Below are 10,497 nucleotides of genomic sequence, written 5' to 3' on the forward strand. Positions count from 1 at the left end.
TGGCGGCCGGGCGCACGGTGCATGGTGGTGGCGTGGGAGTGCGGCGGAGACTGACCGGACTGCGGGGCGAGTGGCGCGCCGGACACCTGATGGTGCTGCTGCCGCTCGGCCTGATCGTGCTGATCTCCGCCATCGACAGCTCGATCTCCCCGAACATCCACCTCGGCCCGCTGCTGGTGGTCGCCCCCGCCATCACCCCCTCCTTCGCGGGCACCCGGCTGACCACCCTGATCGGCCTGCTCGCCCTGGTCGCCCAGGCCGTCATCGCCGCCCTGCACGGCGGCCTGCTCACCCCCAACCACCAGGCCCAGCTGGCCGCGCTCGCCGTGGTCAGCGCCGTCGTGGTCGCCTACACCCGGATCCGCGAACGCCACGGCCACGAACTCGACCGGGTCCGCACCGTCTCCGCCGCCGTCCAGCGCGTCCTGATGCGCCCGCTGCCCGACCGGGCCGGCCCGCTGCGGATCGCCACCCGCTACCTCGCCGCCGAGGACGAGGCCGCCGTCGGCGGCGACCTGTACGCCGCCGTCCGCACCCCGCACGCCACCCGGCTGCTGATCGGCGACGTCCGCGGCAAGGGCCTCGACGCGGTCGGCGACGCCGCCGCCCTGATCGGCGCGTTCCGGATCCTCGCCCACCGGTACGACGACCCCGCCGCGCTCGCCGACGCCCTGGAGACCAGCTACGTCCGCCACCTCGCCGAACTCGCCGAGAACGGCCAGGACGTCCAGGAGAACTTCACCACCGCCCTGGTCCTCGACCTCCCCGACCGGAGCCCCACCGCCCGGATCGCCGACTGCGGACACCCCCCGCCGCTGCTGCTCACCCCCGGCGGCGCCCGCCCGCTGCCGCTGCGCCGCACCGCGCCGCCGCTCGGCACCAGCGCCCTGGGCCCGGTCGAGCGCCGCACCGAGGAGTTCCCGTTCCCGCCCGGCAGCACCCTGCTGCTCTACACCGACGGCGCCACCGAGGCCCGCGACACCGCCGGCACCTTCTACCCGCTGCCCGCGCGCGCCGCCGGCTTCCCCACCGACACCCCGCACGCGCTGCTCGACGCCCTCCGCCGCGACCTGCTCGCCCACGTCGGCGGCCGGCTGCGGGACGACGCCGCGCTGATCGCGGTCTCCCGCACGGACTGACCCGCCGCCCTCCGGTGACGCTCCCGGCCCCGGCCCAACCTCCGACCCCCGGCCCCGGCGGGGGCGTCACCGGGGCGTCACCGGCGGGCGGATAGGGTGAGCCGGATCCTTGCCGCCGGAACCCGAGGAGCACGCCGTGCAGCCGATCACCGACCGTCCGATCCGCTGGGGTGTGCTCGCCACCGGCGGGATCGCCACCTCCTTCGTGGAGGACCTGGCCGCCGTCCCCGGGGCGGAGGTGTTCGCGGTCGCCTCGCGGCGGGAGGAGTCCGCCCGGGCCTTCGCCGACCGGCACGGCATCGCGCACGCGTACGGTAGCTGGCAGGAGCTGGCCGCCGACCCCGAGGTCGACGTGGTCTACGTGGCCACCCCGCACGCCGCGCACCACAGCGCCACCGCGCTGCTGCTGGAGGCGGGGAAGGCGGTGCTGTGCGAGAAGCCGTTCACGCTCAACGCCGGGCAGTCCGCCGAGCTGATCGCGCTGGCCCGCAAGCGCGAGGTCTTCCTGATGGAGGCCATGTGGACCTACCTGGACCCGACGGTGCGGCGGATCGCCGAGCTGGTCGCGGACGGCGCGATCGGTGAAGTGCGCTCCGTGCAGGCCGAGTTCGGTTTCGTCGCGGCGGAGGACCCGGCCCACCGGCTGTGGGACCCGGCGGCCGGCGGCGGCGCGCTGCTCGACCTCGGGGTGTACCCCGTCGCCTTCGCCCAACTGCTGCTCGGCGCACCGGAGTCGGTGCAGGCGTGGGCCCGGCTGACCGCGAGCGGGGTGGACGCCAACACCGGCATCCTGCTCGGCCACGCAAGCGGCGCCACCGCCCTGCTGTCCTGCTCGCTCGACGTGCAGTGCGGCCAGCGCGCCGCCGTGCAGGGCAGCGCGGGCCGGATCGAGATCGACCGGGACTTCTTCCACCCGGCCGGGTTCACCCTGTACCGGGACGGCGCCGACCCCGAGGTCTTCACCGGCCCGGCGAAGACCGGCCACGGCTACGGGCTGGAGGCCGCCGAGGTGATGCGCTGCCTGCGGGCGGGCGAGACCGAGTCGCCGCTGGTCCCGCTGGACTCCACGCTGTCCGTGATGCGCACCCTGGACGCGGTGCGGGAGCGGATCGGAGTCCGCTACCCGGGCGAGTGAGCCGTCCGGTCAGCGGCCCCCGGCCTGCTCGAAGGCCCGCAGCAGCACCTCGGCCAGGTGCAACGGCCGGGCGGCGGGCTCCAGTTGGGTGAGCTGGGTGCGGCAGCTGAGGCCGTCGGCGAGCAGCAGCGTCTGCGGCCCGGCGGCCCGCACGGCGGGCAGCAGGGCGCGTTCGGCGGCGGCCACCGACACCTCCCAGTGGCCGCGCTCGAAACCGAACGCGCCCGCCAACCCGCAGCACCCGGCGTCCAGTTGGCGGTTCGTCAGGCCGAGGCGGTCGGTGATCCGCCGGTCCGCGCCGGTGCCCAGGACGGCGTGCTGGTGGCAGTGCACCTGGGTCATCGCCGGGCCGGTCAGCTCCGGCAGCTCGACCTCCCGCTCGTCCAGGAACTCGGCCAGGGTGCGGATCCGGGACGGCAGTTCGGGCGTCCGGTGGGGCAGCAGCCGGGCCCAGTCCGCCCGGACGGTGGCCGTGCAGGACGGCTCCAGGCCCACCACCGGGAGGCCGGGCGGCAGTTCGCCCAGGTTGCGGACGGAGCGGGCCACCACCCGGCGGGCCAGACCGAGTTGGCCGCTGGCGATCAGGGTGAGCCCGCAGCACACCGGACCGGATGGCAGCACCACCCGGAAGCCGAGCCGCTCCAGCACCAGGACGGCGGCCCGGGCCGGGGCCGGGTCGAGCAGCTCGGACATCGAGTCGGGCCACAGCAGCACCGGCGGGGCGCCCGGGTCCGCCGGGTGCGCGGCCCGGTGGGCCCGGAACCAGGCGCTGAACCGGCGCTCCGGCAGCGCGGGCAGCTCGCGCCGCGGGTCGACGCCGCCGAGCCGCTTCAGCACCGGCGCGCTGAACCGGCCGCGCAGCACGGCGTTCGCGGCGCGCGGCGCCAGGTGGGCCAGCCGCAGCCACAGCGGCAGCCAGCCGAACGACAGGTGCGCGGCCGGGCGCGGCCGGAACCGGTAGTGGTGGTACAGGAATTCGGACCGGTAGGTGGCCATGTCCACGTGCACCGGGCAGTCGCTCGCGCACCCCTTGCAGCCCAGGCACAGGTCCAGCGCCTCGCGCACCTCCGGCGAGCGCCAGCCGTCGGCGACCAGCTCGCCGCGCAGCATCTCGCCCAGCAGCCGGGCCCGGCCCCGGGTCGAGTGCCGCTCCTCGCCGGTCACCATGTAGCTCGGGCACATCACCCCCGAGGCGGTGTCCACGCACTTGCCGACGCCCACGCAGCGGTGCACCGCCGACAGCAGGCTGTCGCCGTCCTCCGGGTAGGCCAGCGCGAGCGGCAACTCCCGCCCGGGGAAGCGCAGATCGGCGTCCAGCGGGCGCGGGTCGACCAGCAGACCCGGGTTCAGCAGGCCGTCCGGGTCCCAGATCCGCTTGAACCGGGCGAACAGCTCGATCACCTGCGGCGGGAACATCCGCGGCAGCAACTCGGCCCGGGCCTGCCCGTCCCCGTGCTCGCCCGACAGCGAACCGCCGTGCGCCACCACCAGGTCCGCCGCCTCCCGCATGAACTCCCGGAATTCCTCCGGCCGTTCGCGCAGCGGGAAGTCCAGCCGCAGGTGCACGCAGCCCTCGCCGAAGTGCCCGAACGGCACCCCGCGCAGCCCGTGCCGCTTCAGCAGCGTACGCAACTGCCTTAGGTAGGAGCCGAGTTGCTCGACCGGGACGGCGGAGTCCTCCCAGCCCGGCCAGGCCGCGCCGCCCGGCCGCCCGTCCGGGCCCGGCGGCAGCCGGGTGACGATCCCTGCGCCCGCCTCCCGGATCGCCCACAGCGCCCGCTGCTCGCCCGGGTCGGTCACCAGGGCGACCACCGCCGACCGCTCCCGCCGCACCGCGTCCGCCAACTCCCGGGCCCGGTCGGCCGCTTCGGCCGCCGTCGCGCCGCCGGTCTCCAGGAACAGCCAGCACGCGCCGTCCGGCAGCCGGTCCAGCACCGGCGGGCGCGGGCCGGACGCCAGCAGCGCCGCCACCAGGTCCGCCGCCATCCCCTCGCAGGTCAGCGGCTCCAGCGGGAGCAGCGCGGGCACCGCGTCGGCCGCCGCCGTCTCGTCCGGGTACCCGGCCACCACCAGCGCCCGGGCGGCCGGCTCCGGCACCAGCCGCACCGTCGCCTCCAGCAGCAGCGCGCACGTCCCCTCGGTGCCGGTCACCGCCCGCACCAGGTCGTAGCCGCGCTCGGGCAGCAGCGCGTCCAGCGGGTAGCCCGAGCCGCGCCGGGGCAGCACCGGCATCGCCCGGCGCAGCAGCGCCAGGTTGTCGGCGGCCAGCGCCTGCAACTCCCGGTGCAGCCGGCCCGCCCGGCCCGGGACGGCGGCCAGCGCGGCCCGCTCGGCGGGCGGCAGCGGGCCGGTGACGGACAGTTCGGTGCCGTCGGCCAGCAGCAGGTCCAGGCCGTGCAGGTTGTCGGAGGTCCGGCCCCAGGCCAGCGAGTGCGAACCGCAGGCGTCGTTGCCGATCATCCCGCCGACCGTGCACCGGCTGTGGGTGGACGGGTCCGGACCGAACCGCAGCCCGAACGGCCGTGCCGCGCGCTGGAGTTCGTCCAGCACGGTGCCCGGCTCGACCCGGGCGGTGCGCCGCTCCGGATCCACCTCCAGCACCCGGCCGAAGTGCCGCCGGAAGTCCAGTACCACCGCGCCCGGCCCGATCGCCTGCCCGCCGATGCTCGTCCCCGACCCGCGCGCCACCACCGGCACCCCGCGCTCCCGGCACACCCGCAGCGCCGTCCGCACGTCCTTCCCGTCCACGGGCTTCACCACCCCGCGCGGCACCTGCCGGTAGTTCGACGCGTCCTGCCCGTACACGGCGCGCTCGGCGGTGTCGAAACGGACCTCCCCGCGGACGGCGGCGGCGAGGGCGCGGGCGAGATCGGAAGCCATGCCCCGATCATCCCAGGCGGGGCCGGCTCCGGCCCGGCGCGACCGGCTCCGGCGGGTCCTCAGCCGCCGGTCGGGGCGCCGGCGACCCGGCGTTCGCCGCCGTTGCGCTGCTGCCAGAGGCGGTACACCTCGACGGCGTCCTCGCTCGGCTCGTGGCGCATCGGCAGCCGGCGCTCGGTCCAGTCCTTGGCGAACTCCTGGTAGAAGGTGCCGAGTTCGAAGTACTTGCGGTCGTCCACGTAGTGCGGCTCGTAGGCGTCGCGGGTGGTGAGGAAGACCACCTCGTCGGGCGAGCAGTAGTACAGCGACCCCAGGCACATCGGGCAGGGGTGGGCCAGCACGTAGACGGTGGCGCCGGTCAGGTGCTCGGTGCCGAGCGCGGTGCAGGCCGCGCGGACGGCGAGGATCTCCGCGTGCGCGGTGGGGTCGTTGGTCTGGGCGACCAGGTTCGGGCTCTCGGCGAGGACCCGGCCGTCCTTGACGATGACGGTGGCGAACGGGCGGCCGCCCTCGGCGACGTTCCGGCGGGCGAGGTCGATGGTGCGCTGGACGAAGTCCACGGCTTCCTCCTCGGTGAGGGGTGGGACAGAAGGGGGAGACGGGAAAGACGGCGGCGGGGGGGGGCGGGGGGGGGGGCCCCCCCCCCCCCGGGGGGGGGGGGCGGGGGGGGGGGGGGGCCCCCCCGGGGCCCCGCCCGCCGCCCCCGTCGCGGAGATGATGCCGTCGCCGAACTGCTCGTGCACCAGGGCCTTCAGAGTGGTGCCGTAGACCTGGAGCATCTCGTAGAAGCGGTAGATGGTCGGGTCGGTGGGGATGCCGCCGGGGATGGAGCCGCGCACCGGGACGGTCTGCAGCAGCAGCGCCGCGTCCGCGTCCAGGCCCAGCAGCTCGGCGACCGCCTCGGCGGCCTCCTTCGGCAGCGGGTGCTGGCCGAGGACGGCGGCGGTGGTGAAGGCGACCGACAGGCCGGAGACGTCGGCGATCTGCTGCCAGGTGAGGTCCCTGCGGACCTTGGCCTCGACCGCGGCGGCGGTGAGCGCCTGGCGGGCGGCGGTGTCGAAGTGGGCGTGCACCATGGTGGGTGTTCCTTCCGTGGGGTGCCGCCGGGCGGATCGGTTCGCGCGGCGGCGGGATCGGGGGACGTCCCGGGTCGGGACGGATCGGGGACGTCCCGGGTCGGGACGGACGGGGTGTCCGGGGTCGGGACGGACGGGGTGTCCGGGGTCGGGACGGGATCGGGGAGGAGGTTCCGCTCCGGGAGGGGTCAGGCGGCGAGCGGGGCGGCGGCGGGGCCGGTCGCGGCGAGCTCCTCGACCCGGCCGGTGCCGATGTCGAAGACCCAGCCGCGCAGGGCGACCTTCCGCTCGGCCAGGGCGCGGGCCACCGACGGGTGGGTGGCCAGGTTCGCCAGCTGGGCCAGCACGTTGTGCCGCACCAGCGCCGGCACGTCCCCGGGCGCGGCGGCCCGGGCCACCGAGGCGTCCGCCAGGCGCAGCCAGTCGGCGACCGCCGGGGCCCCGCTCAGGTCGTGGCCGTGGGCGAGGGCGGTCATCGCGCCGCACGCGGAGTGCCCGCAGACGACGACGTCCGTCACGCCGAGCTGGGCGACGGCGTACTCGATGCTCGCCGTGACGCCGTCGGCGCCGGGAGTGTAGGCGGGCACCAGGTTCCCGGCGGTGCGGACGACGAACAGCTCGCCCGGCTCGCAGCCGGTGATCAGCTCGGGGACGACCCGGGCGTCCGAGCAGCCGATGAACAGGGTGTGCGGGCTGTGCTGGGCGGCCAGCCGGGCGAAGAGCTCCTGCTTGGCCGGGAAGACGTCCCGTTGGAATCGCGCGACGCCGGTGGCGAGGCTGTGCATGGTCACTCCCTTTCCTGGGGCCCGGCCGGTGCGGCCCGACGGGATCCACTGTGCAGGACCTGCGGCTATAGCGTCCAAGACGCACTGGCCATCAATCCCATAGATGGCAGCTATAGTCGGCCGCATGGCCCTGGAACTGCGCCACCTGCGCTACCTGCTCGCCGTGGCCGAGCACGGCAGCTTCACCCGCGCCGCCGAAGAGCTGCGGATCTCCCAGCCCACGCTGTCCCAGCAGGTCAAGCAGCTCGAACGGGCACTGGGCGCGCAACTGCTGGACCGCACCGGCCGCACCGTGCGGCTCACCGACGCCGGCCGGGCGTACGCCCGGCACGCCCGCAGCGCGCTGCGCGACCTGGCCGCCGCCGAACGCGCCGTCCACGACGTGCAGGACCTCTCCCGCGGCCACCTGCGGCTGGCGGTCACCCCCACCTTCACCGCCTACCTGGTCGGCCCGCTCACCGCCGAACTCCACGCCCGCCACCCCGGCGTCAGCCTCACCGTGCGGGAGACCAGCCAGGACCGGATCGAAACCGGCCTGCTGGCCGACGAGTTCGACCTCGGCATCGCCTTCCGGGGCCCGCACCTGCCCGGCATCGCCGCCACCGCCCTGTTCACCGAGACGCTCACCCTGGTCACCGGCGCGGACCACCCCCCGGCCGAACCGCCGGGACCGCTACCGGTGCAGCAACTGGCGAGCCGTCAACTCGCCCTGCTCAGCGGCGACTTCGCCACCCGCAGCCACATCGACGACTACTTCGGTCGGCACGGCATCAGCCCGCGCATCGCCGTCGAGGCCAACTCCGTCCAGGCCCTCACCGAAGTGGTCCAGCGCACCCCGCTCGCCACCGTCCTGCCCGACGCCGTCACGCACGACCACCCCCGGCTCTTCCCCGTCCCGCTCGACCCCGCCCTCCCCACCCGCACCGTCGCCCTGCTGCGCCGCGCCGACGCCTACCGCAGCGCCGCCGCCCGCGCCTTCGCCGACCTCACCCACGACCTGGTCCGCACCCGCGCCTACGCCCCGGCACCCGCCCCGGCCTGACCCTGCCACCTGACCCTCTGCCGGTCGTTCGCCCGCCGGGGCGACGGCCGGTCACGCCTCCGGCCCAGCGGCACGTGTCGCGGGGACCGGCGCTCCGGGCGTGCTGCTCGACTGGCCGGTACAGCGCGGCGACGAGGACCGTCGCCGACCGGAACCCCATGGGAGTGCATGTGAAGAGGACGATGTGGCTGCGGGCCCGAGTGGTCTCCTGCGGCGCGGTGCTGGCCGTCGGACTGGGCGTCGCCGCCCCCGCGGGCGCCTTCGCGGACACCGGCGGCGCGGTCCCGCAGGGCGCCGACGCCCCGGGCGCGGCAGCCCCGGCGGCGGTGGCGAGCGTGGCGGACTGCAACGTCGTGCAGACCTCCCACCTGACCGAGCAGGCCGCGCTCACCGCGGCGCGGGCCGCCCTGGCCGCGGCCGAGGCGGCCGGCCAGCACGTGAGCGTCGCGGTCGTCGACCGCAGCGGGAACCCGATCGTCCAACTGCGCGGCGACGGCTCGGGCCCCCACACCTACGAGTCCGCGGAGCGCAAGGCGTACACCGCCGCCTCGTTCAACGCCGCGACCTCGGCCCTGGTCCAGCGCCTGCAGACGGACCCGACGCTGGCCGACATCCCCGGCACGCTGTTCCTCGCGGGCGGCCTCCCGATCCGCTACCAGGGCAGCCCGATCGCCGGGATCGGCGTCGCGGGCGCACCGAGCGGCGCGACCGACGAGCAGTTCGCCCAGGCGGGCATCGACGCCCTCGCGGGCTGAGCCCGCCACCTCGCACCGGCCCGGCCGGCCCCGGCCGGTCCCGGCCGGTCCCCAGCCCGCACCGGCCCGGCTCGCTCCGTGCAGCCCGCCCCCCGGGCGCCCGGAGCGGGTCCGGCCCGTTCGCGTAGGCTGCGCTCCCGTCCCGAGCCCGCGTCACGACGAGGAGCAGCCGTGCCCGCCCCCCGCACCCGCATCCGCCTGATCGAACCCGCCGACGCCGCACCGATCGCCGCGCACCGGGCCCGGGACGCCGAGGCGTTCCGGCGCTGGGAGCCCGCGCAGCCGGCCGCCCTCCGCACCGAGGCGGGCCAGGCCGAACGGATCGACCGCCTGCTGGCCGGACACCGGGCCGGCACCTGCTGGCCGGGCGTGGTGCTCGCGGACGGGGAGGTGGTCGGCCAGGTCACCGTCAGCGGCATCCTCCCGCAGCCGCACCTGCGCCGCGCTCGGCTACTTGGACCAATTGCAGTGCACCGGGCTTCGGCCCGGTGGTGAAGCGGTTCTGAGCCCTGCTTTGACGTCGGCGGTGGGCGCCCTCCCGCGCTGTGGACGGTGTCCACCGCGGGCGTCAGGTCGGGCGGTTCTGCTGCTCGATGTACTGGCGTACCACCGGCAGGGGTGCGCCGCCGGCGGAGCCGGCGAAGTACGAGCCGGACCGGAGCCGCTGTGCTTGCCAGTAGTGCTCGACCGGGTCGGGGTACTCCTGGCACATCCGCCGGGAGCTGACGCCCTTGAGGCTGTTGACCAGTTTCGGCAGGGCGACCTCGGGCGGGAGGTTCACGAGCAGGTGGACGTGGTTGTTCTCGCCGTTGAACTCGACCGGCTCGGCCTCGAAGTCGGCGCAGACGCTCCGCATGATCGCTTCGGGTCGGGTGGGGTGCCGGTCGGCGGTCATTTTGTGGCGGTGTTCGGTCACGAAGGCCGGGTGCGTGGGCGGGTATCGACCGGTCGGGTCGTTGCGGCATCCTGCCGTGGGCCGGGAGGCTACGGTGCCGTTGTGCAGCTCAGGTACTCCTTCCGCGTCTACCCGACGACAGGTCAGCGCACAGCGCTGGCAAGGGCGTTCGGGTGCGCGCGGGTGGTGTACAACGACGCGCTGCGCGCCCGCGAGGACGCCCGGGCCGCGGGGCTGCGGTTCGTCACCTCCAGCTTCATCGTGGAGACCGACCCGGCCGCCGACCTGGCCCGCATGCCAGACACCGACACCGTGGTCGGTATCGATCTGGGGCTTGCGCACTTCGCGGTCCTGTCCGACGGGACGAAGATCGACAGCCCGCGTTTCCTGCGCCGCGCCGAGAAGAAGCTCAAGCGCGCCCAGCAGGCCCTGGCCCGCAAGGCCAAGGGATCGAAGAACCGCGCCAAGGCTCGTACCAAGGTCGCCCGCGCCCACGCGCAAGTGGCCGATGCGCGGCGCGAGTTCCACCACCGGCTCTCCACGAAGATCGTCCGCGAGAACCAAGCGGTGGCCGTGGAGGCGCTGTCGGTGAAGGGGCTCGCGCGTACGTGCATGGCCAAGTCGGTGCACGACGCCGGGTGGTCGGCGTTCGTGACCATGCTGGAGTACAAGGCCGCCCGGTACGGGCGGGAGTTCGTCCGGATCGGCCGCTTCGAGCCCACCAGCCAGGTGTGCTCGCACTGCGGCGTCAAGGACGGCCCCAAGCCCCTGCACGTCCGGATGTGGACGT

Annotated in this window: 10 protein-coding genes and 1 pseudogene; 6 read left to right on the forward strand and 5 right to left on the reverse strand. The window is 75.5% G+C overall.

Annotated features, from left to right (window positions below; all coding sequences use genetic code 11):
- Positions 1–38 precede the first annotated feature (38 nt).
- Positions 39–1,139, forward strand: a complete 1,101-nt coding sequence (locus tag IH44_RS0127440) for a PP2C family protein-serine/threonine phosphatase (RefSeq protein ID WP_030462423.1) — start codon at positions 39–41, stop codon at positions 1,137–1,139.
- Positions 1,140–1,275: 136 nt separating this feature from the next.
- Positions 1,276–2,274, forward strand: coding sequence for a Gfo/Idh/MocA family protein (locus IH44_RS0127445; protein WP_030462424.1), 999 nt, complete (start codon positions 1,276–1,278; stop codon positions 2,272–2,274).
- A 9-nt stretch (positions 2,275–2,283) separates the two neighbouring features.
- On the opposite strand, the gene IH44_RS49505 is transcribed toward IH44_RS0127445, so the two are convergent.
- From IH44_RS49505 to IH44_RS0127460, 4 genes and pseudogenes are all read right to left on the reverse strand, one after another.
- Positions 2,284–5,154 (reverse strand): FAD-binding and (Fe-S)-binding domain-containing protein, encoded by a 2,871-nt coding sequence (locus IH44_RS49505; RefSeq protein ID WP_030462425.1) that lies wholly within the window; start codon positions 5,152–5,154, stop codon positions 2,284–2,286.
- A gap of 59 nt (positions 5,155–5,213) precedes the next feature.
- Positions 5,214–5,714, reverse strand: coding sequence for a nucleoside deaminase (locus tag IH44_RS0127455; RefSeq protein ID WP_030462426.1), 501 nt, complete (start codon positions 5,712–5,714; stop codon positions 5,214–5,216).
- Between the two features lie 147 nt (positions 5,715–5,861).
- A pseudogene (gene cynS, locus IH44_RS44615) lies at positions 5,862–6,230 on the reverse strand (cyanase); the annotation flags it as partial.
- A gap of 188 nt (positions 6,231–6,418) precedes the next feature.
- Positions 6,419–7,015 (reverse strand): carbonic anhydrase, encoded by a 597-nt coding sequence (locus tag IH44_RS0127460; protein ID WP_030462427.1) that lies wholly within the window; start codon positions 7,013–7,015, stop codon positions 6,419–6,421.
- Between the two features lie 124 nt (positions 7,016–7,139).
- Between IH44_RS0127460 and cynR the strand changes: the two genes are divergently transcribed.
- The 3 genes from cynR to IH44_RS0127475 all read left to right on the forward strand — a co-directional run bounded on the left by cynR (position 7,140) and on the right by IH44_RS0127475 (position 9,307).
- Positions 7,140–8,057 carry a transcriptional regulator CynR gene (cynR, locus tag IH44_RS0127465; RefSeq protein ID WP_030462428.1) on the forward strand — a complete coding sequence of 306 codons (918 nt, stop codon included), beginning with the start codon at positions 7,140–7,142 and terminating at the stop codon, positions 8,055–8,057.
- A 182-nt stretch (positions 8,058–8,239) separates the two neighbouring features.
- Positions 8,240–8,812 (forward strand): heme-binding protein, encoded by a 573-nt coding sequence (locus IH44_RS0127470; protein ID WP_107066635.1) that lies wholly within the window; start codon positions 8,240–8,242, stop codon positions 8,810–8,812.
- A 171-nt stretch (positions 8,813–8,983) separates the two neighbouring features.
- The gene (locus tag IH44_RS0127475) at positions 8,984–9,307 is read left to right on the forward strand and encodes a GNAT family N-acetyltransferase (RefSeq protein ID WP_232795113.1); all 324 of its coding nucleotides are present in this window, start codon (positions 8,984–8,986) and stop codon (positions 9,305–9,307) included.
- Between the two features lie 73 nt (positions 9,308–9,380).
- On the opposite strand, the gene tnpA is transcribed toward IH44_RS0127475, so the two are convergent.
- Positions 9,381–9,728, reverse strand: coding sequence for an IS200/IS605 family transposase (gene tnpA / locus IH44_RS0127480; protein ID WP_107066636.1), 348 nt, complete (start codon positions 9,726–9,728; stop codon positions 9,381–9,383).
- A gap of 81 nt (positions 9,729–9,809) precedes the next feature.
- Between tnpA and IH44_RS0127485 the strand changes: the two genes are divergently transcribed.
- On the forward strand, positions 9,810–10,497 hold a 688-nt coding region (locus IH44_RS0127485; protein WP_035956566.1), incomplete at its 3' end, for an RNA-guided endonuclease TnpB family protein.

Source organism: Kitasatospora sp. NRRL B-11411 (assembly GCF_000721345.1).
GTDB lineage: Bacteria > Actinomycetota > Actinomycetes > Streptomycetales > Streptomycetaceae > Kitasatospora > Kitasatospora cineracea.